The organism is Streptomyces sp. HUAS TT11, from assembly GCF_051553595.1.
Lineage (GTDB): Bacteria > Actinomycetota > Actinomycetes > Streptomycetales > Streptomycetaceae > Streptomyces.
On sequence record NZ_CP196186.1, the window covers coordinates 1 to 20,173 of the forward strand.

Here is a 20,173-nt window from a genome sequence, read left to right on the forward strand (position 1 = left end):
CTAGAGCCTGTCGTCAAACGTCAGGCCCACATCAGCAGGGTTGCGAGTGTGACGGCGGCCTGGAAGGACTGGGCGGTCTTGTCGTCGGCCACATCGCTGGCTGAGCCCCGTATCACCAAAGCAGGGACTGTCAGTGGACCTCATCGATCTCGACCTCGTGACGGCGGTCGCGGAGACAGGCAGTATCACGCACGGCGCGGCCCGCGCCCGGCTGTCGCTGCCCTCGGCCAGCGAGCGCATCCGCGGCCTGGAGCACACACTGGGCGTGACGCTCTTCGACCGTGGCCGCCGCGGAGTCGCCCTCACGCCGGCAGGACAAGTGCTGCTCCGCCACGCCAGGTCCGTGTGCCACGCGGTCGGCCAGCTGCGCACGGAACTGGACGAGTACGCGCAGGGACACGGCGCCACCGTCCGCGTCCAGGCCAACACCGCCGCCACTGAGAGCCTCATGCCCGCCGCCGCCGTCTCGTTTCTCGCCCAGTACCCCCACGCCCGCATCGACCTGGAGGAACGCCCGAGCCACCGCATTATCGCGGCCGTGGCCGAACGCCGCGCCGATATCGGAATCGTCGCCGACTCCGTCGAACTCGGGCGGCTGGAAACCCGGGTGGTCCGCCCGGATCCGCTGATGGTCGTCACCCTCCCTAACGACCCGCTGGCCCGCCTGTCCCGGGTACCGTACGCAGACGTGCTCGGCCGCGCGTTCGTCGCCCTGAACGTCGCCAACCCGTTGCAAGAGCACCTGGAGACACACGCCCAGCCGCTGGGTACCCAGCTGAGGTATCGCGTCCGGCTGCCCAGCATCGACGCGGCCTGTCACGCCGTGGCCGGGGGAATCGGCATCGCCATCCTGCCCTGGTACAGCGTGCGGCGCCGACTCGCCAGCGGCACCCTGGCCGCCATCCCCCTGGCCGAACCATGGGCGGACCGGCGGCTGGTCGCCTGCTTCACCAGCGACCGCGATCTCTCGGACACGGCCCGCGCACTCCGCGACCACCTCCTGGCCCACGCCGACGACAAAGACGAACCGCCATCAGGCGGCGAGTAGGGGTAGGAATGCTCGCTCAGATGGGCGCGGCGAACAGGTCGGTGATCACGGCGATTGTCCAGTCACCGGCGTCAGTCCATCTGTTGATCTTCGCGATCGGCTGGGCTGTGAAGTACCCCTCGACGGGCTTTCGCAGCTCAGCTGGGCGTAACGACTGGGCTGGCGGAAGGGGTGTTGACGTCGGTCTGGTTGACGTTCGACCGCGAGACACCGCAGTTCAGCCACGGCAGCTATAGTTCCGGCGTCTTGGCTGGTCAGCAGCTTGTCGGGGGTGGGGACAGTAGGAGGACGGCCACCGTGATCATGGTGCTTTGTGACGAGTCGTCAGGAACAGGTGGCCGCGGAGGTCACGATAGCCAAGCAGGCATGGGGCCGGGTGTTCGGGACGGTAATGGATGCGATCGCCGGCTGCTTCATGCGGCGTGAGCCCCGCGCGACGACGGCGGAGCTGGTCGCGGGGTTGCTGTTGGAAGTGGACACGCGGAACTGCTGGACGCTCGAGCAGGCGTTGGGGCATTGCGGGCCGCATCGGCTGCAGCACCTGTTGTCGAGGGCCCGGTTCGATCACGAGCGGGCCCGCCAGGAGCTCGCCCGTCTGGTGATCGGTGAACTCGCTGGTCACGAGGTGGTGTTGGTGGTGGACGAGACCGGGGACGCGAAGTTCTCGGCGGACTGCGTGGGCGCGGGCCACCAGTACTCGGGCGCGCTGGGCGGGGTGGGACTGTGCCAGGTCGCGGTCCACCTGGCGGTGGTCACCGCGACGACGCGCGTAGCCATCGACCGGATGCTGTACCTCCCGGCGGACTGGGCCGAGGACGAGGAACGTCGCGAGATGGCCGGGGTCCCGGAGGAGATCACGTTCGCCACCAAGCCGCAGCAAGCACTGTCCATGGTTGCCGACGCGCTCGCGGCCGGGATCGACGCGCGCCGGTTCGCCGCCGACGAGGTGTACTGCGGGCGGGAACTACAGCGGGGCATCCGGTCACTGGGGCTGGGCTACGCGGTTGGTGTGGCCGCGACGCACCAGGTCATCGACGGCGCCGGCCACAGGTGGGAGGCCCGCCAACTGATCAACAAAGTGCGCCCCGGACAGTGGATGCGCCAGGCGCCCGGGCACGGCACGAAAGGAACCCGCGAGTACACACCCCCGACAGCGACAGCGACAGCGACAGCAACGGGAACGGGAACGGGAACGGGAACGGGACGAGCGTGCTGGTGGCGCGGTAGCACCGCTACACCGGCGAGGTGTCCTACTTCCGCTGCTGGACCCCCGGCGACGTCGCCCTGGGCGCCCTCATTGAGGTGATCTGCCGTCGTTGGAAGATCGAGGAGACCTTCCAACTCGGCAAGAGCTTCACCGGCCTCGATCAGGGGCAGGTGACCTGCTGGACTCCTGGATGCGCTGGTCGGTGTTCTCCCTTGTCGCCTCCGCCGTCCTCGCGCTCACCCTTGCCGCCACCACGAAGACTGCCCCGGACGGCCCGGTCCGCCTCGTCCCGCTCACCTGCCCAGAACTCGTACGCCTCCTACGAGCCCTTGTACTCCCGCTGCCTGTCCAGGACCGCGACCACGTCCTCCACTGGACAGCCTGGCGCCGCCACCATCAAGCCGTCGCGACAGCCTGCCACCAGCAACGACACCACCTCCACGACCAGCTGTGATCGGAACTACAGCTGCCGTGATAGAGCCTGAGGTCACAAGATTGTGTTACGAGCGCTCAGGAAACCTCTTCATAGCGTATCGATGGCTAGTAGTTTTAAGAGGTGCTTTTGTAGCCGTTTCCCTTTATTCGTCCTTTTGTGAAGGCGTCTGATTGCAGTGGTTGCGCACGTATGGAGCAGCCGCAGCGAGCGGTCTGTAACGGTGAGCTGAGCGTGGAGTGCTTTTCTTGTCAGCTGGTCGACCGGCGCCGGTCGCCGCGAGTCTTTTGCCCCACACCGGCCTTGGATGTGCAGTCATCACCGCGGAGAGCAATCCACCGTGATGCCAGATGGACGAGTCGTTGGCATGATGGGAAAGCAGATCATGTGGTGCGCGCGAATGTTCCCAGCATGGCGAGCTGTGGAGGGGAGCAGGCCTGACTGAGGTTGGCGCATGGTGTGGTTGCGGTAAGACCGCGCTGGTCGATAAGGCACAGGGATGGGTGAAATGCTGTGGCCTCCATGGCCAGATTTTGGGGGCACAGTGAGAGACGAGAGGAGAATTCCATGACCAGGCGCCCCACGTCCGGCGGACTGTACTCCGGAGGAATGATCGCGTCCCGGTACGGCCTCGCGCTCAACCTCCTCAGTATCGGACGGTTGAAATTCGAGTCCTACGAAGTCGAAAACATCCGCCCTTTGATTGTTTCAAGTCCGCTGATGAGGCAACCGCTAAAAATGCTTGGCGAGAAGAAGCTTGCCAGGGTCATCGGGCTTACTGAGATCGCAATCGGCGGGATGGTGTCGACCGGGCGTTGGGCGCCAAGGGTATCGGCAACTGGTAGTTTGCTCGCCGCCGGCATGTTCGCCGTCACACTCAGTTTTCTGATCACCACGCCAGAAGCATGGCAGGTGCGGGAGCGGGGCCGAGAGCCCCAGTTGTCGCTCGCGGGGCAATTCCTCATCAAGGACGTAGTCCTACTGGGCGCGTCCTTGGTTACAGCTGCAGAATCGCTTAAGGCCTCGTAACACGATCATGCGGCCCAGTCCCAGTAGTCCTGTCGTGGTGGAGCGTGGGAGCGTGGCCCTGGATGGTGGGCGACGGCTTGTATGGCGAAGAGGGGCTGGATGAGCGTGATGTGGGCGGCGATGTCGCCGGAATATGGACTGTTCCATCCGGTTTTGAGAGACGTTCAGCGGTGAAGGATCGTCAGAACGCTTCAACAACCTGCGTTCCGATGGCCAGGGAGTTCCCGGTGCTGATCCTGGCCTTCCGAGATAATCACGCGGTCGTCCACCTTATGAGTGACACCGAGCGGATGTCATGCACGGCTGCGAACCACGGAGTGAGGGGCCGTCCTGGCAGCAGCATGGCTCCAGCGGCGCTCGCGCCGTCGCGCTACGGCTCGGGTGGTGTGTCCCGGTTCGGTGGAGGCTGGAACTGGTTGCGCGGCACGGAAGATCGATCAGGAATTGAGAAGCACACACGAGCGGGCTCCTTCTAGCCTGCTCGGCATGGACATCACCATTCACACGAGCTTTCTGCCGCACACCGACCCGGACGCCTCGCTCACCTTCTACCGCGACGTCCTCGGTTTCGAGGTCCGCAGTGACGTCGGGCAGGGCACAATGCGCTGGATCACGGTCGGCCCGGCCGGACAGCCCGACACGTCCATCCTCCTGGCCCCGCCGGCCGCCGATCCCGGGGTGACCGAGGACGAGCGCCGCACCATCACCGAGATGATGGCCAAGGGCACCTACGGGTGGATCCTGCTGGCCACCCCGGACCTCGACGCCACGTTCGAGAAGGTGCAGGCCGGTGACACCGAGGTCGTACAGGAGCCGACCGAGCAGCCGTACGGCATCCGTGACTGCGCCTTCCGCGACCCCGCGGGCAACCTGGTCCGTATCCAGGAGCTTCGCTGAGCCGGACAAGCTCAAGCAACTGGTCGGCCCGACAGGGCCGGCCCTCATCACCCTGTGCCTGGGGATGCCTGCCTCGGCAGGCATCCCCAGGCAAGCGCAGGCGTCGCGGGAAGAGGAAAGAATGGGGAGTGATCCTATGTGTCGGCCCGAGTGGCGGCGTGCACGCGTCCAGGCGCAGCGGCTGGCCGATTTCGCGCGGTTGCGTCGTGTCCGTGACCGCATCGACAGGGAGTACGCGCAGCCGCTGAACGTGGAGGCGCTCGCCCGCGGTGTGAGCATGTCCGCTGGTCACCTCAGCCGGCAGTTCCGGGCCGCATACGGCGAGTCGCCGTACGCGTACCTGATGACGCGTCGCATCGAGCGCGCGACGGCCCTGCTGCGGCGTGGCGACCTCAGCGTCACGGAGGTCTGCTTCGCGGTCGGCTGCGCGTCGCTGGGCACGTTCACCACCCGCTTCACCGAACTGGTCGGTATGCCCCCGGGGGCCTTCCGTCGCCGCGTGGCGGACACGGCGGCCGACCGCGCCGATGCCGCGCGTACGGCCGGTGGCGGGGGGCCTGCGCTCACGGTGGAGGGGATGCCGGCGTGCGTGGCGAAGCAGGTGGTCAGACCGGTCAGGAATCGAGAAGCCCCGGACGCCGAGCAGCGCCTAGCGTGATGGCCATGGCAACCACCGCACCCACCACCATGTCCCTTGCATCCGTCACCCTCGAGGTGGTCGATCCCGATGCCGCCCACCGCTTCTACACCGCCTTCGGAGTGGACACACACCTGCGCCTGCGTGCGTCCGAGGCGCACTCCAGCGGGTTCCGCGGCTTCACCCTGGCGCTCACGGTGGCCGGGCCGGCCACCGTCGACAGCTTCCTCGGTGCCGCCGTGAACGCAGGGGCCACGGTGCTCAAGCCCGGCGCGAAATCGCTGTGGGGCTACGGCGGCGTCGTCCAGGCTCCGGACGGAACGATCTGGAAGGTGGCGACCTCGGCGAAGAAGGACACCGGGCCGGCCACCCGCGAGATCGACGAGGTCGTTCTCCTGCTCGGTGTCGAGGACGTGAAGGCCAGCAAGCAGTTCTATGTCGGCCGGGGCCTGAGCGTGGCCAGGAGCTTCGGCGGCAAGTACGCCGAGTTCGCCGCCGGCGACTCCCACCCGGTCAAGCTGGCCCTGTACAAGCGGGGCGGTCTGGCCAAGGACCTCGGCGTCCCCGCCGACGGCGCCGGCTCCCACCGCGTCGTCTTGGGCAGCACTGCCGGCGCCTTCACCGACCCGGACGGATTCGCCTGGGAGGACGCCGAGCTCACCACCGTGCCGCCCGCGGTGTCTTCGCTGTCCTGAGCTCCCGGCCGCGAACTTGGCACCCGCCTGCCCCTGGAGGCGGCGCCTCGACAGTGGCGCTTGCTGTGCGCGCTTCGCCGAAGCATGGTGGCCGTCCGTGTGGTGATCATCTGCACCGGCGGGCGGCCCAACTCGGGCGATCGCAAGATGCATTCCATCCCCTGCAGATACAGGCGGCAGCCTTGCTATGACCTTTGCCCGGTGCGCGCCAACCGCCTCCCGGGATGGCGGTACCCCCCCAGGGACGGCACTACCGGTGGCGCGGTGATGGCTCAGGTTGACCCCGAGCGTGTCGATGGCGATCAACAGCCCAGCCTGCCCTCGTCGATCGCTGCCAGCACGTCGTCAGTGGCGTACTTTGCGGCGGCCTCGCGCTCCAGTCGTGCAGCCATTTCGTTCATGGTCGGCTTGGCGGTTTCTGCAGCGATCAACTCGTGCATGTACGCCTGGAGGGACTTCCCGGCCTGGGCGGCACGGGTTTTGAGCACACGAATCTGATCTTCGGGCACGTCCCGGATGGTCAGCACGCTCATATCTGCATTCTGGCGCGGTTTTCTGCATTCGGCAGATCCGTGCTCTGGCTGCGACCTGCACTGACAGGCCGCCGGATGGCCGGCATACCGACAGCTTGCGCGGGTGAGTCGGTGGTGCCGTGTGGTCAGCCGGGGGTGGATGGAGGCGTGGCGGGGCCCGTGAGGGCGTCGAGTTGGGCGGCGAGGTCGGGGTGGGCAGCTGTCAGATGGGGGCGGGCGGCTTCGAGCGGGTGGAGCAGATCGGCCGGGTCGTCGTGGGCGAGGGCCGCATGGAGTTGGCTGAGCGGGCGACGGGCGGCGGTGGGCAGGTCGGTGAGGGCGGTGATCTGGCCGGCGATGCGGCGCAGGTCGGCGGCGTTGCGGCGGGCCCAGGTGGCGGCGGTGCGTTGGGCGGCGCGATGTTCGCGAGTGGCCTGGACGCGCTGTTCGCCGGTGGTTCCGGCGGGCCCGGGCCGGTTGCGTAGGTAGCGTCGTTCGGCGGCCTGGCGGCTGGCGACGCCGAGGGGGTGGGCGAGGTCGGCCCAGCTTGCTCCCGCGTCACGGGCGGTTTCGATCAGGCCGCTCTCCCATCCGGCGAGCTGCTCGCGTACCTGCCGCAGCAGCAGGAGGCAGGCGAGGGCCTGTTCCGGGCCGAGGCCGAGGTCGGAGGCGTCGGGGGTCTCCAGATGGGCGCCGCGCAGGGCCTCGTCTATGGCTTGAAGGGCCGAGGCGGCGGCGAGGAACGACGCCGGGCTCTGGGCGCCGGCGCGGGAAGAGGGCGGCTGGTCGGCTGGTGTCATGGCACCTCCTTCGTCGACTGTCATCGTGTGGACGACACCATGTTTGTCATCCAATGGATGACATGTTACAACGGTGTCAGTGAGGCGCATTGGCAGCAACTGCCTGAACCTGCTGGAGGTGTTTCACGATGTTGATGCGCACTGACCCCTTCCGTGAGCTCGACCGGCTGACGCAGCAACTGCTGGGACCGGGCACCTGGTCACGGCCGGCCGCGATGGCGATGGACGCCTACCGCGAGGGTGACAAGTACGTGGTGGCCTTCGACCTCCCCGGCGTCAGCGCGGAGGCGATCGACATCGACGTCGAACGGAACATGCTGACCGTCAAGGCCGAACGCCGACCCGTGGCGAAGGCCGACGACGTGCAGATGGAACTGTCGGAGCGACCGCTGGGTGTCTTCTCCCGCCAGATCGTGCTGGCGGACACGCTGGACACCGACCGCATCAAGGCCGACTACGAAGCGGGGGTGCTCACCCTGCGCATCCCGATCGCCGAGCGTGCCAAGCCCCGCAAGATCACCATCGGCGGGGGCTCCGACCGCAAGGAGATCTCCGGCTGAACCGGCCGACACGGGTCGAACGGCGGCGGAGGACGGGCACCTGATCTTCCCCTTCACCCCGTCCTCCGCACCCACCGAACCGAACGAAGGGGGGCGGCCGACGTGAGCCTGCGATGGGAAGCGTTCCTCGACTACGTCCAAGAACGCGGCAAGTACGACAACCGGCAGGAGGCGGAACGCGCGTCCCGCGTGGTCCTCGCGCTGCTGGGCGCCCATCTCGTCGGTGAAGTACGCGCCCAGCTCGCGGCTCGCCTGCCGGAAGACTTCGCCCTGATCCTGCTCAACCCGCTGCAAAGCGCCGAACCCCTTTCACCGGAGCGCTTCGTACGCGCGACGGCGGCCTGGATCGAAGGAGCCACCGAACAGACCGCGACCTGGGACGTCAGCGCCGTCCTCAGCACGGTCGCCGACGCTGTCGGCGACGACCTGCTGGCACAGATCCTGCTCCAGCTCCCCGGCGGCTACGACCTGCTGTTCGGCCGCCCCCAGCCCACCTGACCACGCCACTCCCTGGTGTCCGCGCACCGGCACCGGACCGAACAGAAAGGCAAGTACCGCGATGTCCGACAGGCGTGCGCCCTTCCAGCACCTGTCCGCGATGACGTACGAGCAGCTGCTGGAGAAGGTCCGCTACGAAGGCGCCTACCCGACGCGGAAACGGGCCGAGGAAGCCGTCCGCCTGGTCCTTGCAGGCCTTGGGCGTCAGCTGACGGGCGACGAACGCGTCGAGCTGGCCGCCCGCCTGCCCCATGAAGCCGCACAGACCCTTACCGGGCAGATTCCCGACATCCAGCCCCTCACCGGCTTCGACTTCGTCAAGGACCTCGCTGATCGCACCGGCGCCACCGTGGCCACCACTCGCTGGGACACCGGCTCGGTCCTGTGTGCGGTGGCAGCCCTGGCCGGGCCCGACCTCCTCACCCGCATCCTGCGCCAACTCCCCTGCGGGTACGCGCTGTTGTTCGGCCGCGCAGAACTCACCCCCGCCGCATGAACGGGCCCTGCTCCCTGGACACCCCGGCGCAGGGGTGACGCCGATCGTCGGTCAAAGCCCTGGTCTCCACTCGGGACCAGGGCGCCCTTGCGATACACCACGCCCGAGGCGGGGACGGCGCGGGCTGCCGGCTGCGTTGCCCATCGGGTGCGACCAACACACAGGGGCCATGAGTCGTCGTCGACTCCCAAGCGCCGTCGGTTCACAGACCCTTCTCGCCCAGGGTTGTACCTGGCTGCCCGACCCCGGCGCCGTACCGAGGCTCCCTCGGGCGCGCCCGGGTGATGGGACAGCTCACCGAACATCGCTGCTTCAAGCCTTCCCCGCAGGCGATCGCCGAAGTCACCAGTGTGTCCACGCCCGCCAGCAGGCAGCGAGGGGCGGGCTCCGCCTGGCGGCTGCTCGCCGGGCTGCACCCGGTGTCACTCCAGCGCAACGGCCTTGCGCAGCAGGACTGATCGTTCACGGGTGTTGCGGCACAGGCGGGCGGCGAGTTCCAGCTCGGTCCGTGCCTCAGCAGTCCGGCCGAGCCGGATGAGCAACTCGCCACGCACGCTCGGGAGCAGGTGCGAGCCCGACAGGCGGCCGGAGGCAGTCAGTTCGTCCACCACGGGCAGCGCCCGCTGCGGGCCTTCAGCCATCGCGATGGCGACGGCCCGGTTGAGCTCGACGACGGGTGAGGGTGCAAGGCGGCAGAGCGCCTCGTACAGGAGCACGATGCGCTCCCAGTCCGTCTCCTGCACCGAGGACGCCGACGCATGGCACATAGCGATCGACGCCTGCAGACCGTAGGGTCCCAGGCCGCGGCCGAGGGCCGAGGAACGGCCGAGCGCGGCCGAACCACGACGGATCGCCGACCGGTCCCACAGGCGCCGATCCTGATCCTCCAGGAGCACTGCCTCGCCATCCGGGCCGGTGCGTGCGGGAAAGCGTGCGGCGGTGAGTTCGAAGAGGGCAAGCAGCCCGTGCACTTCCGGGTCGTCGGGCTGCAACGCGGCCAGCATCCGGGCCAGTCGGATGGCCTCGTACGCCAGGTCGGGGCGCAGCAGACGGTCACCGGTCGTCGCCGTCGAGCCCTCGGTGAAGATCACGTACAGCGCGCTCAACACACCTCCGAGCCGCTTGTGCCGTTGCTGTGCCGGCGGCAGCTCGAACGGCACTCCGACCGCGGCGATGGTCTTCTTCGCCCGCGTGATCCGTGCCTGAATCGTCGGTGTGGGCACCAGGAACGCCCGGGCGATCTCCTCGCTGGACAGGCCGCCGACCACTCGCAGCGTCAGGGCCACGCGGGCCTCGGGCGAGAGCACCGGGTGGCAGGAGATGAACATCAGCGCGAGGACGTCGTCGTCGATCCGGTCGGGATCCCACGGCGGGTCCTGCGACCGGCCCGGCGGGTCCACCACGCCTGAGCTCAGGTCGCCCTCGGTGAGCCGGCTTGCGAGTATGGCGTACCGCGCGTCGAGTGCCGACCGGCGGCGGAAGCTGTCGATGGCGCGTCGGCGCGCGGTCGCCAGCAGCCAGCTCACCGGGTGCGTCGGAGTGCCGTCGCGCGACCAGGTGACCAGCGCCTGCGTCACCGCCTCCTGCGCGACGTCCTCGGCGAGCTCGAAGTCCCCGGTGTAGCGGGCCAGCGCGGCTACGATCCGTGCGGACTCGATCCGCCAGACGGCCTCGACGGCCCGCCGTGCCGACTCGGCGCTCGGCGGGCCGCCGGCGGCCTCGGGCGTCACAGCTGGCCGGTCCTCTCGCGCCATGCCCGCTCCTTGATGATCCACTCGTTGTCCTGCGGGAATTCGTCGATGCCCGGAACGCGGCGGATCTCGCACTTCGAGCCGGCGACCGCCGGGAGCCGCTTGGCCCACTCGACGGCCTCCTCCTTCGATGCCACGTCGATCACGTAGAAGCCACCGAACAGCTCCTTCGTCTCACCGTACGGACCATCGGTGACCACCGGCGTCTCGCCACTGAAGTCGACCACCACACCCTGCGCAGGGTCGTCCAGGCCCTCGGCGGCCACGAGCACGCCGGCGCGGATCAACTCCTCGTTGAAGCGGCCCACCGTCTCGAGCATGTCCTCGAAGGGCGTGGCCATCATCTTCGCGACGGATTCGTCCGTGCCTCGCATGATGAGCATGTACTTCGCCATCTTCAATCTCCTTGGTAGAAGGGCCCTCTCTCGGCCCTCTCACCTCAAGGTCGAACGAGGCAGACGCGGATCGACAGGCGGACAAAAAATCCTTGGCCCTTAAGGTCGGGGACACCGTATCCGGGAGGTCAGCGCGCCGTGGGAGGGCTGGGCGGAGCCTGCGGTGATCCTCAGGTGCCGGCCCTTCGTGCTGGTCGCGGCACCGCGTCAACCACCCCGATCACGGTGCCACCCCTGCTCGCCTTGCCACGATGCGCGGCCCCCGCCACGAACGCCGCCGAGGAGACGGGCCGGGGGGCGGCGCTAGGACCTGTCCCGCCGGCTCTTGACGAACCACCTGCCCGCTGAAGCCACAAAGGCCAGCACTCCAGCCGCCAGCACCCAATGCTGCCAGCGCCAGAGCGGGTTCTGCCACCGCCACAGCGGCGCAGGTGCGGCCTCGACGGGGATCACGTCGCGGTCGTTGCCGGGCACGGGGTCGTTCGGACCGTACACGGTGAGGGAGCCCTCGGCGCCGGGAATCCGCTTGTCGATGCGGATGTGGAAACCGATGGTGATGGGGGATCCGGGCTCTGGGGCACTCCGCTGCGAGAGGTCGCACAGGAAGAAGTAGTTGTCCTTGTCCTGCGGTGGCAGGCATGAGTACCTCCGGTCGTCGTCGTCCCCTTCCCAGGGAATGGACGTGACCGTGGTCCCGGCCGGGGGCACCATCGCGAAAGATCCGAGGGCTTCGCCGTCCGGGGTACCGGGGCCCAGGTTCGCCACACCGAACCGGACCACGACGGTGTCCCCTACCCTGCCCTGGACCGTTTCGGTGACAGGAGCGTAGTCGGCCGGCGGAGGCGGCCCGGATACACCGGCGAAAAGAGCCGTGCCACGACGTACCGGGTCGACGCCGTGCGGTGCGGTAGTGGGCAACACGCGAAGGGCGGCGGTCCGGGGCCGTTGCGGCGGCTGGTTCCGGTGGCTGGTGGGCCGCCATCCGCCCGTTTCCCCCTGGACACTGCCTTGGGCGGTCACCGTGGCCATCGCGGCACGCACAGCAGTCTGATCCACCGGCGCGGGCTCGGGTTGCGCCCACCCCTGCCCCGCCGCGGTCCCGAGCGCGGCCAGGGACACGACGGCGGCGCCGATCCGGCGCACGACGGCACGCTCAGTCATGGGGCCCGAACCCTTCTGCTCGTATCCCGCTCTCACATCCCTGTGCGGTCCGTGGATCCTGCTGCGACGGCGCGCCGGCATGGGAGAGGCTAGCGTGCCCTGAAGGCCGCTCAACGGGGGCGGTCGCCGGCACCATGAGCAGCCGCCACGAGGCCGGTAGGCCGATACGCGGCGAGCGACGGCGCCCGGTCTTCCCGCAAAGGTTCTTTTCGGGGTGCGCTGCTGGTGTGCGTCGGCGTCCTCGCTGCTCCATGGGCGTCTCTCCGCCGGGGCGTGTGTCGGGTTCGTCGTGGGGCAGCGAGTCCAGCGCCTCGTGTGATGCGACCGTCTCGCCGCTCCGCCCACTCCCGGTCCGAGAGATCGCCTCGCCCCACGCCGACCGCAACGACACCGGCACGGCTCCGGCACGCGCTCTGTCGGAGGCGTCTCAGGGGCGGCGTGGTCGCCGGCGCTCATGCCGGTCAGGTGGGGCGTTCTGTGCCTTCCCGGCTGCGCCGGTGCCCGTCGGAGCGGCGGATCATGGTGGCTTTATCCCTTCCTGAAATCGGCGGGGGAGGAATGGAAACATCGGAACCCGTTGGGGCCGCACCTGGATCCCGGGTGGGTGCGTCCTCAAGGAAGCGGTCGGTCCTGAACTGACCTCTCGACAGGAACAACTGCTGTGTTGATCAGCAGCCAGGGCGATCAGGAAGCTGATCGCCCAGTCGAGTTGAGGCCCCGGGGTGCAAGACCTCCAGAGTCAACGCGTGTGGGCCCAGTCCTGTTGGCTGACCAACTGGCAAGTGGTGAAGGGGCGTCGGTCGAAGCGGCCGTTGCGTACCCGGGCCGGGACGCCCCGCCGTTCGTCCGGGTCAGTGATCCTGTTGCCCGCCCTGTCTTGCGGGCCGGAAAGTGTCGAGGACGTAGCTGTCGGGCGAGATGGACTGCCGGGACATGCACGACGGTTGGGGGGATTCCCACCTGTCAGGTGTCGCCCGGCTTCAGGCGGTCTCCGCCGGTTCCGTTCGGAAGATCATCTGCATAGTGGCCTTACAGTTGGCGGCAGCCTGTAGATCAAGTTCGGGACGAAGGAAACAGGTGGCCGAGATGCCCAGCTCACTTCCGCCGGCGCGGCGCTTCCTGATGGTGCACGGCGTGCAGCACCGTCGTCCGCGGCAACACTGGCTGTGGTGGTTGACCGAGGCCCTGCGTCAGCGGGGCGAGCAGGTGCTCTATCCGCAGTTTCCCTCACCCGAGCAGCCGTCGATGAGCGAATGGATCGATCTCCTGCACGCCGAGCTGGCCCAACTCGGCGACCAGGAACGCGTCGTGGTGTGCCACTCTCTCGGCTGCGCCCTGTGGCTGCACGCCGCCCAGACCCTGCCCGAGGACCTGCGTGTCACCCGGGTGCTGCTGGTGTCCCCGCTCGGTGACCAAGCGTTCACCGTGGCCAACGGCAATGAAGAGTTCAGGCTCGATCGCATCGACCGTGAGTTTCTCGCCGCCGCGTCGACCACACCGCCGCATGTGGTCGTCTCGGCGACCGATCCCTACGCGCCCGCCGACCCACGCGCGTGGAGCGCCGGGCTCGATCTGGACTGCGACGTCCTGCCCGCCGCCGGCCACATCACCCCCGCAGACGGATACGGTCCATGGCCGGCCGCGCTCGCCTGGTGCCTACGCGAACAGACCCCCGTCTCCCCCGTCACCGGACCGTGAGCACGGACACAGTCCATGGCCGGTCATCATCGGTGGCTCACGCTCGGACCTGGTGGCGACCGGCGCGCGCTCTGCGCCCCCGCCGCGGCAGGCCGGAGGTCGTACGGCGGTACGGCCACGCTGTAACGCCGGCCGCGACAAGGCCGGCTACCTCAAGCGTCACGCGGAGTTGTCCCTATCCCTCTGGATTCTGCTACCGGCGGGAGATCGCGCCGTGGAGGGCCGTGGTCAGGATCTGCTTGGTCCGGCGTTGGGTGAGGGGTAGGTGGCCGATGAGAAGCCGGTAGTAGAGGGCGCCGTAGACCAGGTCTATCAACGTGTCGGCGTCGGTTTCCGGGTCGAGTTGTCCGGTGCGGATGGCTTCGTCGACGTGGGCTTTGATGTCGACGCGTCGCGGCTGGTGGAAGCGGGTGAGGTACGCCTCGCGCACACCTTCGTCAGCTTGGGCCGCTCCCATGACTGCACGGGCGACGGCGCCGTGGGGGCCGTTGAGGAAGCGCACGACGGCGTTGAGCTGGCGCCCCCAGTCGTGGACGAAGTCTCCCGTGTCCTGCCAGGTGAGCGAGGGTTCGACGACGTTCAGGAGGCTGTCGACGAGTACCTCGCCGGGGTGCGACCACCAGCGGTAGACGGTGACCTTGCTGACGCCGGCCCGGTTGGCGATGCCTTCCATGGTGAGTTTGCCGAGTCCGTCGGTCTCGACGATCTGCAGGGCGGCGGAGAGGATCGCCGCTCGTTTGGTCTCGTCCCGGACCCGGCCGCGGGCTGTGGTTTTCGTCGCAGGCATAAATCCACTGTACGCCGCGTTCACCTGTACGCCCCGTTCAAATGAACGGTACGTACAGGAGGACGGTTGTATGAAGCGGTGGAGCCCTCGAACGGCCACGGCCCCGGCTCTGGGTGATGCCGGGATCGGAGTGCTGTTGGCCTGCGCCTTCCTGCCGATCGTCGATTTCTTCATCGTCAACGTCGCCCTGCCCACCATCGACAGCACGCTGCACGCATCCGAGCCGGCTCTCGAGCTTGTCGTCGCCGGCTACGGCACGGCCTATGCTGCCCTGCAGGTCCTCGGCGGTCGCCTCGGCGACTCGCACGGGCGCCGCAGAATGCTCCTTCTTGGATTGTCCGGCTTTACCGCGACCTCGCTGCTGTGCGGGCTCGCACCCGGCGTCGGCACGCTGGTGGTCGCCCGGCTCGCCCAGGGGGCGTCATCCGCGCTGCTCGTGCCCCAGGTCCTGGCCACGTTCCAGACCGCTCTGGAACCCAAGCGCCGCCATCGCGCGCTGGGCCTGTACGGCGCGGTGGCCGGCTTGGCGATCGCGGTCGGCCAGCTGTTCGGCGGCCTGCTGGTCACAGCGAACATCGCGGGCGAGACATGGCGGCCGATCTTCCTGGTCAATGTGCCGATCGGACTCGTGCTGCTCGCGGCCATCCCCCGACTGGTCCCCGACACCCGTTCCGCTCACCCGGCCGGTATCGACCTGCCCGGGACCCTGCTGTTCACCGCCACCCTGACCGCACTGCTCATCCCCCTGGCCGAGGGGCGCGATGTCCACTGGGCGGCTTGGACCTGGGTCCTGCTCGCTGCGGCGCCTGTTCTTGCCCTGGCGACCTACGTGGTGGAGCGGCGTGCCGAAGCCCGCGGTGTCGTGCCCCTGCTGCCGCCGTCCCTTTTGGCCCTGCGCTCCGTCAAGCGCGGTCTCCTGCTCGGCATGCCGTTCTTCATGGGCATCGGCGGTTTCATGCTCATCATGGCTCTGACCATGCAGGACAGCCTGCAGGCAGATGCGCTCCACAGCGGCCTGACGATACTGCCGCTCGCGCTGGCGCTGCTCATCGGCTCGCTGTTCGTCTCACGCATGATCGACCGCTTCGGGCGGCGCACACTGGCGGCGGGAGCCGTCTCCCAGGCCGTCGGCCTGGGCATCCTTATCGTCCAGGTCAGCACCGCGTGGCCCCGTGTGCCGCTGCCGGCCCTCGCGCCCGCTCTCGCCCTGGTCGGCCTCGGACAGGCGTGGGTGTTCGGGGCCTTGTTCCGTCTCCTGCTGGCAGACGTACCCGCGCACCTGGCCGGTGTCGGCGGCGGAGTGTTCAACACCCTGCAGCAGGGCGGCCTGGCACTTGGCGTCGCGTCCCTGGGCACGCTCTATCTCGGCGTCGCCGGCAGCAGAGCAGGCGGCGTACTCACCGCCTTCGTCCTCGTGGTGGGCCTTCAGACCGCGGTGGCTCTTCTGCTTTCGATCGGCTCGCGCACCATGCCTGCCCCTGCACGCGTGACCGCTGCCCCCGTCGTGGTGGAGGTGTAGGTGCGGAACTCGATGCCGGCTCCTCGCCTGTGTGACACCCCGGCGCCGGCCCTCGGGGGTTCACGTGATCACCGGAGCTCCGCGGTGACGAACCAACAGGCTCCAGGCACGGATGGCGAGTCGCGGATCCGACGAAGACCGGATGTTTTACGGTCCGACCTCACAACAGGCTGCGATACCAGAAAAGGACGACATGAAATGGGAATGTCCGGACGTACTGCCCTTGTCACCGGGGCCACTGCAGGGATCGGCCGTGCCGTGGCCGTGCGGCTGGCGCAGGAGGGCGCCGACGTCATCGTCCACGGCCGTGACGCCGAGCGCGGCACCGAAGTGGTCGCGGAGATCGAGGCCGCCGGGGGCAGCGCCCGGTTCCTCAAGGCCGACCTCGGCTCCACCGAGGACGTACTGCGCCTGGCCGAGGAGGCAGGCGAGGTGGACGTGCTGGTGAACAACGCCGGCATCTACAAGTTCCAGTCGACGGCGGAGATGACGCCCGAACTGTTCGACCTCCACATGAACCTCAACACCAAAGCGCCCTACCTGCTGGTACGGAACCTGGTCCCGGGCATGGTCGGGCGGGGCGGCGGCGCGGTGGTGAACATCGGCACCGTGGCCGCTTCGGTGGCCACCAGCTACACCGGCATCTATGCCGCGTCCAAGGCTGCGATCGAGCAGCTCACCCGTGTCTGGGGGGCCGAGTACGCCGCGCAGGGCGTACGTATCAACACCGTGTCCCCCGGCCCGGTGCGCACACCGGGCACCGCGGCCGACACGGCCACCTTGAACGCCATCGCCGCCGGTATGTCGGCGATGGGGCGTGTGGGCGAGCCCGAAGAGATCGCCGAGGCCGTCGTCTTCCTCGCCTCCGACCGCGCCAGCTACATCACCGGCGCCACCCTCGAGGTCACCGGCGGACGCCCCGCCATCGGCCCCAAGGCCCACTGATCTCACGACGTGCGGTCTGTGCGACCACGGCTCCCTGACCCAATCCCAGGTGACCGCGGACGAGCCGCCCAGCACCACCCATCACCCGAAGGTGACTGCAATGAGCAGGAAAGCGGAGCAATGCACCCCGCCGGACACCGCTGCACCCACAGCCGAATACCTCTCCACCGGCGGCCTGTACACGCCCTCACCGACACCCGCCGCGCAGCTGTTCATGCGCGAAGCCTGTTCCGTGCGACGAGCACGGGGATTCATCGCCTGCGCCCTGCACCACTGGGGCATCACAGAACGCGCCTTCGACATCATCCTCTGCGCCGCAGAACTCGCCGCCAACGCCTGCGAACACACGCAGCCCGGCACGGATCAATTCCTGGTGCGCGCCCTTTTGCGTCAGGGCACCCTTCGGATCGAGGTCCACGACAGGGACCCCTATCGTCCCGCACGAAGAAACCCGCACGAGGAAGCGACATCAGGGCGTGGTCTCGTCCTCGTCACATGCCTCGCCGACCGATACGGCGTCGACCCCAAGCCCGCAGGCGGCAAAGCCGTATGGGCCGACTTCGACGTCACCGGCATCCCTCACGGATGCGCGGCCCTGGGCTGACCGCCCCAGGCACCACCGGCGTTCGCAGCAGGCCGGCCCCGGTTCTCGGTCCGACGGCTGGTTCAACGTCGCGGGAAGGCGCCGGGCCCGGCTGTCCGCGCGACTGATGAACTGCACTCCAGACCGGGCTCGCTGCGCCCCACCGACTCACGCACGTCGGGGCCGTGGTGATCTTCGTCGGGCCGTGCTTTCCGCTCCGCTCTCTACTCGCCGGTGCCGACGGCGACGTCCGGCGCGAGTTCCGCAACGCGGTCCAGGAGTTTGGCCAGCTGGGCGTAGTCCTCTTGGGACATCGCCTCGCACAGCCCGTGCTCGACACCCTCCGCGTAGGCACGGGCGGCTGCCGCACGCTCAGCACCCGCCGGGGTGAGGGAGAACAACATGACCCGACCGTGATCCGGCGACGCATGCCGCTCGACCAAACCCTTGATCTCCAGGTTCTTCATGATCCCGGTCATGGTCTGCGAGGTGACCAAAGCCTCTCGTGCGAGCTGGGTGCAGGACTTCGCGACCCCGCCGGTCAAAAAGCCCAGGGCCGTGCACTGGGGGTAGGTGAGGTCAAGCTCCTTGATCCCGACGAACTTGCGTGCACTGAGGGTCTGCTCGGCGCGCTTGAGGTGAAAACTCAGCATGCTCGCAGGAACGAGCGGCGCGGCCGGGGCGTCAGACGTCGCGCGAGCCTTCTTCCTCGTTGCCATCGCTGATCGGCCTGCCTCTCTTTGACTTTTGAGACAAGGGTAACGCTGGATGAATGTAGGAACCTAAAAGAGGCCAGGTCCCGTGACCGTCCTTTCTGATGCAGTCGTCACGCTCCGCACCCACAGCAGGCTGCTCGCACCGTGGAGCCGGCAGGATCTCGGCAACCCGACAGGAATCTCCCCCCCCCGCCCTATCGGCACAGGCGGCGGCGCACGGGGGCGAGGGTTCGCGGTGGCTGTCGGTCCGGGGCGGGTTCGGCGACGCCGTGGCGGCCGCCCGCCCTCGAAGCGCGGCACCTTCGACTCGGGACTCACCCCACCAGGAGCACCGCGAGGCCGTACTCGCGACGCTCCCCAAGACCGAGTCGTCGACACTGCTCGTGAGGAACGGCAGCCCTGCGCAGCGCACCGACCGTCGAGGCCCTTCCCGTCCAGGACCGTCCGCAAGACCGTGCACACCGTCTGCACCCTGCTGCGCGATCGCCCGAGGGCGGCGCAGCGGCATGGCACAGCCGTGATCTGCAGACCGCGACTGAAGAGGAAAGCCCCTGGCCCGGGACAACGTCGGCCCGGGCCAGGGGATTACAGAGGGTGTCAGCCGGCCTTGGGGCCGATGGCGGGGCGTCCGCCGGTGACCTCGAGGGTGGCGCCGGTGATGTAGCTGGCGCGATCGGAGGCGAGGAAGACGACGGCCTCAGCGATCTCTTCGGGCTCACCCACACGCCCCATCGCCGACATACCCTCGGCGATCGCCTTCAGCGTGACCGGGTCGGCATCCGTGCCCGGCGTGCGCACCGGGCCGGGGGACACGGTGTTGATACGTACGCCCTGCGCGGCGTACTCGGCCCCCCAGACACGGGTGAGCTGCTCGATCGCAGCCTTGGACGCGGCATAGATGCCGGTGTAGCTGGTGGCCACCGAAGCGGCCACGGTGCCGATGTTCACCACCGCGCCGCCGCCCCGCCCGACCATGCCCGGGACCAGGTTCCGTACCAGCAGGTAGGGCGCTTTGGTGTTGAGGTTCATGTGGAGGTCGAACAGTTCGGGCGTCATCTCCGCCGTCGACTGGAACTTGTAGATGCCGGCGTTGTTCACCAGCACGTCCACCTCGCCTGCCTCCTCGGCCAGGCGCAGTACGTCCTCGGTGGAGCCGAGGTCGGCCTTGAGGAACCGGGCGCTGCCCCCGGCGGCCTCGATCTCCGCGACCACTTCGGTGCCGCGCTCGGCGTCACGGCCGTGGACGATGACGTCGGCGCCCTCCTGCGCCAGCCGCACGGCCACGGCACGGCCGATCCCTGCAGTGGCCCCGGTGACAAGGGCAGTACGTCCGGACATTCCCATGATCATTCTTTCCTTCGCGCTGGCGTGAACCACTGGTTGCACGCTGACGTCGCCGGCGCAGGGCCGGCCGACACCTGAAACAACGTCCTCTTCGAGAACAGGACCCTACATCAGACCAATGAACGGGCTTAGCTGAGCGTCCATTCCTGAGTCAGGGGTCTTTTTCAAAAGAGATTCCTGGGAACCAGTTGATGCAGGTCACGCCGGGCAGCGCCCGGTGGGCCACAGCGAGCGACCGCCCTGCACGGCAACGGGGTTGCCGCATCCGGCACCCGTGGCCACCAGCACGCAGGGCGCACCGCCGGGCCGGTCGCACCCGCCGCATCAGAGGCACTCCTGGAGCGGAGGAACCGCGGGTCACGTTTTCGCACCCTCCGCATGCGGCAGTCGACGCAGCGCACGCACGCCTGCCCCTGGTGCCGATCCGCCCGAAACGCGCCTCTACGCCTCATCCATCCGGCA

General features: G+C 68.4%; 24 protein-coding genes. 16 read left to right on the forward strand and 8 right to left on the reverse strand.

Annotation, left to right across the window (positions count from 1 at the left end):
* The first annotated feature begins 133 nt into the window (after window positions 1–133).
* From ACSHXN_RS45940 to ACSHXN_RS45975, 8 genes are all read left to right on the forward strand, one after another.
* Window positions 134–1,048, forward strand: coding sequence for a LysR family transcriptional regulator (locus ACSHXN_RS45940; RefSeq protein WP_438306905.1), 915 nt, complete (start codon window positions 134–136; stop codon window positions 1,046–1,048).
* 313 nt (window positions 1,049–1,361) lie between these two features.
* Window positions 1,362–2,354, forward strand: coding sequence for an IS701 family transposase (locus tag ACSHXN_RS45945; RefSeq protein WP_438306906.1), 993 nt, complete (start codon window positions 1,362–1,364; stop codon window positions 2,352–2,354).
* A gap of 91 nt (window positions 2,355–2,445) precedes the next feature.
* Window positions 2,446–2,709 carry a hypothetical protein gene (locus ACSHXN_RS45950; protein WP_438306907.1) on the forward strand — a complete coding sequence of 88 codons (264 nt, stop codon included), beginning with the start codon at window positions 2,446–2,448 and terminating at the stop codon, window positions 2,707–2,709.
* 546 nt (window positions 2,710–3,255) lie between these two features.
* Window positions 3,256–3,717, forward strand: a complete 462-nt coding sequence (locus tag ACSHXN_RS45955; protein ID WP_383358419.1) for a YkgB family protein — start codon at window positions 3,256–3,258, stop codon at window positions 3,715–3,717.
* 62 nt (window positions 3,718–3,779) lie between these two features.
* Complete coding sequence (locus tag ACSHXN_RS45960) at window positions 3,780–4,193, forward strand: hypothetical protein (protein WP_438306908.1); 414 nt, start codon at window positions 3,780–3,782, stop codon at window positions 4,191–4,193.
* 10 nt (window positions 4,194–4,203) lie between these two features.
* Window positions 4,204–4,614, forward strand: a complete 411-nt coding sequence (locus ACSHXN_RS45965) for a VOC family protein (RefSeq protein WP_356297503.1) — start codon at window positions 4,204–4,206, stop codon at window positions 4,612–4,614.
* Between the two features lie 136 nt (window positions 4,615–4,750).
* Window positions 4,751–5,272, forward strand: a complete 522-nt coding sequence (locus ACSHXN_RS45970; protein ID WP_438306909.1) for a helix-turn-helix transcriptional regulator — start codon at window positions 4,751–4,753, stop codon at window positions 5,270–5,272.
* Between the two features lie 5 nt (window positions 5,273–5,277).
* Window positions 5,278–5,946 carry a glyoxalase gene (locus tag ACSHXN_RS45975; protein WP_438306910.1) on the forward strand — a complete coding sequence of 223 codons (669 nt, stop codon included), beginning with the start codon at window positions 5,278–5,280 and terminating at the stop codon, window positions 5,944–5,946.
* Between the two features lie 302 nt (window positions 5,947–6,248).
* Here the strand turns inward: ACSHXN_RS45975 and ACSHXN_RS45980 are convergent, their stop codons facing one another.
* On the reverse strand, window positions 6,249–6,479 hold the full coding sequence (locus ACSHXN_RS45980) for a FitA-like ribbon-helix-helix domain-containing protein (protein WP_383358416.1): 231 nt from the start codon (window positions 6,477–6,479) through the stop codon (window positions 6,249–6,251).
* Window positions 6,480–6,604: 125 nt separating this feature from the next.
* Window positions 6,605–7,258 (reverse strand): type III effector protein, encoded by a 654-nt coding sequence (locus tag ACSHXN_RS45985; protein WP_438306912.1) that lies wholly within the window; start codon window positions 7,256–7,258, stop codon window positions 6,605–6,607.
* Between the two features lie 128 nt (window positions 7,259–7,386).
* Here ACSHXN_RS45985 and ACSHXN_RS45990 point away from each other — a divergent pair, with 128 nt between their 5' ends.
* The 4 genes from ACSHXN_RS45990 (at window position 7,387) to ACSHXN_RS46005 (ending at window position 9,270) form a co-directional block, all read left to right on the forward strand.
* Window positions 7,387–7,818 (forward strand): Hsp20/alpha crystallin family protein, encoded by a 432-nt coding sequence (locus ACSHXN_RS45990; RefSeq protein WP_438306913.1) that lies wholly within the window; start codon window positions 7,387–7,389, stop codon window positions 7,816–7,818.
* A gap of 102 nt (window positions 7,819–7,920) precedes the next feature.
* On the forward strand, window positions 7,921–8,316 hold the full coding sequence (locus tag ACSHXN_RS45995; protein ID WP_355142054.1) for a DUF2267 domain-containing protein: 396 nt from the start codon (window positions 7,921–7,923) through the stop codon (window positions 8,314–8,316).
* Between the two features lie 61 nt (window positions 8,317–8,377).
* The gene (locus ACSHXN_RS46000; protein ID WP_438306914.1) at window positions 8,378–8,812 is read left to right on the forward strand and encodes a DUF2267 domain-containing protein; all 435 of its coding nucleotides are present in this window, start codon (window positions 8,378–8,380) and stop codon (window positions 8,810–8,812) included.
* A gap of 284 nt (window positions 8,813–9,096) precedes the next feature.
* Window positions 9,097–9,270: a hypothetical protein gene (locus tag ACSHXN_RS46005; protein ID WP_438306915.1), complete on the forward strand. Its 174-nt coding sequence runs from the start codon at window positions 9,097–9,099 to the stop codon at window positions 9,268–9,270.
* Here the strand turns inward: ACSHXN_RS46005 and ACSHXN_RS46010 are convergent.
* From ACSHXN_RS46010 to ACSHXN_RS46020, 3 genes are all read right to left on the reverse strand, one after another.
* Complete coding sequence (locus ACSHXN_RS46010; RefSeq protein WP_355142060.1) at window positions 9,235–10,566, reverse strand: RNA polymerase sigma factor; 1,332 nt, start codon at window positions 10,564–10,566, stop codon at window positions 9,235–9,237. The two genes, ACSHXN_RS46005 and ACSHXN_RS46010, sit on opposite strands and share 36 nt — an antisense overlap.
* Window positions 10,539–10,958: a YciI family protein gene (locus ACSHXN_RS46015; protein WP_355142062.1), complete on the reverse strand. Its 420-nt coding sequence runs from the start codon at window positions 10,956–10,958 to the stop codon at window positions 10,539–10,541. Before ACSHXN_RS46015 ends, ACSHXN_RS46010 begins: the two co-directional genes overlap by 28 nt.
* A 303-nt stretch (window positions 10,959–11,261) precedes the next feature.
* Window positions 11,262–12,119, reverse strand: coding sequence for a hypothetical protein (locus ACSHXN_RS46020; RefSeq protein WP_438306916.1), 858 nt, complete (start codon window positions 12,117–12,119; stop codon window positions 11,262–11,264).
* Window positions 12,120–13,205: 1,086 nt separating this feature from the next.
* On the opposite strand from ACSHXN_RS46020, the gene ACSHXN_RS46025 reads away from it, so the two are divergent.
* Entirely contained in the window at window positions 13,206–13,817 is a 612-nt protein-coding gene (locus ACSHXN_RS46025) for an RBBP9/YdeN family alpha/beta hydrolase (protein ID WP_438306917.1), read from the forward strand.
* 193 nt (window positions 13,818–14,010) lie between these two features.
* On the opposite strand, the gene ACSHXN_RS46030 is transcribed toward ACSHXN_RS46025, so the two are convergent.
* Window positions 14,011–14,604, reverse strand: coding sequence for a TetR/AcrR family transcriptional regulator (locus tag ACSHXN_RS46030; RefSeq protein ID WP_355142069.1), 594 nt, complete (start codon window positions 14,602–14,604; stop codon window positions 14,011–14,013).
* A gap of 70 nt (window positions 14,605–14,674) precedes the next feature.
* Between ACSHXN_RS46030 and ACSHXN_RS46035 the strand changes: the two genes are divergently transcribed.
* The 3 genes from ACSHXN_RS46035 (at window position 14,675) to ACSHXN_RS46045 (ending at window position 17,672) form a co-directional block, all read left to right on the forward strand.
* A complete protein-coding gene (locus ACSHXN_RS46035) occupies window positions 14,675–16,123 on the forward strand; it encodes an MFS transporter (protein ID WP_438306918.1) in 1,449 nt (482 codons plus the stop codon).
* 204 nt (window positions 16,124–16,327) lie between these two features.
* Entirely contained in the window at window positions 16,328–17,068 is a 741-nt protein-coding gene (locus ACSHXN_RS46040) for an SDR family NAD(P)-dependent oxidoreductase (RefSeq protein WP_438306920.1), read from the forward strand.
* A 100-nt stretch (window positions 17,069–17,168) separates the two neighbouring features.
* The gene (locus ACSHXN_RS46045; RefSeq protein WP_438306921.1) at window positions 17,169–17,672 is read left to right on the forward strand and encodes an ATP-binding protein; all 504 of its coding nucleotides are present in this window, start codon (window positions 17,169–17,171) and stop codon (window positions 17,670–17,672) included.
* A 203-nt stretch (window positions 17,673–17,875) separates the two neighbouring features.
* Here ACSHXN_RS46045 and ACSHXN_RS46050 read toward each other — a convergent pair whose 3' ends face one another.
* Window positions 17,876–18,304 (reverse strand): MarR family winged helix-turn-helix transcriptional regulator, encoded by a 429-nt coding sequence (locus tag ACSHXN_RS46050; RefSeq protein WP_356297719.1) that lies wholly within the window; start codon window positions 18,302–18,304, stop codon window positions 17,876–17,878.
* Window positions 18,305–18,964: 660 nt separating this feature from the next.
* Window positions 18,965–19,705: an SDR family NAD(P)-dependent oxidoreductase gene (locus tag ACSHXN_RS46055; RefSeq protein ID WP_438306922.1), complete on the reverse strand. Its 741-nt coding sequence runs from the start codon at window positions 19,703–19,705 to the stop codon at window positions 18,965–18,967.
* Window positions 19,706–20,173 lie beyond the last annotated feature (468 nt).

What these genes read in the sequence shown, in the direction of transcription:
- ACSHXN_RS45950 (WP_438306907.1), top strand. Translation starts at nt 2,446, where the DNA reads ATGCGCTGGTCGGTGTTCTCCCTTGTCGCCTCCGCCGTCCTCGCGCTC.
- ACSHXN_RS45955 (WP_383358419.1), top strand. Translation starts at nt 3,256, where the DNA reads ATGACCAGGCGCCCCACGTCCGGCGGACTGTACTCCGGAGGAATGATC.
- ACSHXN_RS45960 (WP_438306908.1), top strand. Translation starts at nt 3,780, where the DNA reads ATGGTGGGCGACGGCTTGTATGGCGAAGAGGGGCTGGATGAGCGTGAT.
- ACSHXN_RS45965 (WP_356297503.1), top strand. Translation starts at nt 4,204, where the DNA reads ATGGACATCACCATTCACACGAGCTTTCTGCCGCACACCGACCCGGAC.
- ACSHXN_RS45970 (WP_438306909.1), top strand. Translation starts at nt 4,751, where the DNA reads ATGTGTCGGCCCGAGTGGCGGCGTGCACGCGTCCAGGCGCAGCGGCTG.
- ACSHXN_RS45975 (WP_438306910.1), top strand. Translation starts at nt 5,278, where the DNA reads ATGGCAACCACCGCACCCACCACCATGTCCCTTGCATCCGTCACCCTC.
- ACSHXN_RS45980 (WP_383358416.1), bottom strand. Translation starts at nt 6,479, where the DNA reads ATGAGCGTGCTGACCATCCGGGACGTGCCCGAAGATCAGATTCGTGTG.
- ACSHXN_RS45985 (WP_438306912.1), bottom strand. Translation starts at nt 7,258, where the DNA reads ATGACACCAGCCGACCAGCCGCCCTCTTCCCGCGCCGGCGCCCAGAGC.
- ACSHXN_RS45990 (WP_438306913.1), top strand. Translation starts at nt 7,387, where the DNA reads ATGTTGATGCGCACTGACCCCTTCCGTGAGCTCGACCGGCTGACGCAG.
- ACSHXN_RS46000 (WP_438306914.1), top strand. Translation starts at nt 8,378, where the DNA reads ATGTCCGACAGGCGTGCGCCCTTCCAGCACCTGTCCGCGATGACGTAC.
- ACSHXN_RS46005 (WP_438306915.1), top strand. Translation starts at nt 9,097, where the DNA reads ATGGGACAGCTCACCGAACATCGCTGCTTCAAGCCTTCCCCGCAGGCG.
- ACSHXN_RS46010 (WP_355142060.1), bottom strand. Translation starts at nt 10,566, where the DNA reads ATGGCGCGAGAGGACCGGCCAGCTGTGACGCCCGAGGCCGCCGGCGGC.
- ACSHXN_RS46015 (WP_355142062.1), bottom strand. Translation starts at nt 10,958, where the DNA reads ATGGCGAAGTACATGCTCATCATGCGAGGCACGGACGAATCCGTCGCG.
- ACSHXN_RS46020 (WP_438306916.1), bottom strand. Translation starts at nt 12,119, where the DNA reads ATGACTGAGCGTGCCGTCGTGCGCCGGATCGGCGCCGCCGTCGTGTCC.
- ACSHXN_RS46025 (WP_438306917.1), top strand. Translation starts at nt 13,206, where the DNA reads ATGCCCAGCTCACTTCCGCCGGCGCGGCGCTTCCTGATGGTGCACGGC.
- ACSHXN_RS46030 (WP_355142069.1), bottom strand. Translation starts at nt 14,604, where the DNA reads ATGCCTGCGACGAAAACCACAGCCCGCGGCCGGGTCCGGGACGAGACC.
- ACSHXN_RS46035 (WP_438306918.1), top strand. Translation starts at nt 14,675, where the DNA reads ATGAAGCGGTGGAGCCCTCGAACGGCCACGGCCCCGGCTCTGGGTGAT.
- ACSHXN_RS46040 (WP_438306920.1), top strand. Translation starts at nt 16,328, where the DNA reads ATGTCCGGACGTACTGCCCTTGTCACCGGGGCCACTGCAGGGATCGGC.
- ACSHXN_RS46045 (WP_438306921.1), top strand. Translation starts at nt 17,169, where the DNA reads ATGAGCAGGAAAGCGGAGCAATGCACCCCGCCGGACACCGCTGCACCC.
- ACSHXN_RS46050 (WP_356297719.1), bottom strand. Translation starts at nt 18,304, where the DNA reads ATGCTGAGTTTTCACCTCAAGCGCGCCGAGCAGACCCTCAGTGCACGC.
- ACSHXN_RS46055 (WP_438306922.1), bottom strand. Translation starts at nt 19,705, where the DNA reads ATGTCCGGACGTACTGCCCTTGTCACCGGGGCCACTGCAGGGATCGGC.